This window comes from Mesorhizobium sp. M2E.F.Ca.ET.209.01.1.1 (assembly GCF_004010375.2).
Taxonomy (GTDB): domain Bacteria; phylum Pseudomonadota; class Alphaproteobacteria; order Rhizobiales; family Rhizobiaceae; genus Mesorhizobium.
Genome location: NZ_SADP02001279.1, coordinates 1 through 284, shown reverse-complemented (window position 1 = coordinate 284; position 284 = coordinate 1). Strand labels below are relative to the sequence as shown.

General features: G+C 56.0%; 1 protein-coding gene. It reads right to left on the bottom strand.

Annotated features, from left to right (window positions below):
- Positions 1-29: 29 nt before the first annotated feature.
- On the bottom strand, positions 30-284 hold a 255-nt coding region (locus EN852_RS40060; RefSeq protein ID WP_135879994.1), incomplete at its 5' end, for a site-specific integrase.

Below are 284 nucleotides of genomic sequence, written 5' to 3'. Positions count from 1 at the left end.
GTCAAAGAAAAATCAGCAAGCACTGTGTTCTAAAGTGTGTCGGCCTCCATCTGTTCGACGGCCCGGCGAAGGGCCTTCATGTTAAGGTGAGAGTAGCGCTGAGTCATGGACGAGGTCTTGTGGCCCATGAGGTCCTGCGCGGTTTTCTCAGGCGTTCCCGCCTGGATCAGCCAGCTTGCGAAAGTATGCCGCAGGTCGTGGATGTGCAGGTTCGGCATCTCGGCGCGCTTGATGATTTTGTTCCAACGCTTCTGGAAGGAGAACCAGCCGCTGTTCAGCTTCCA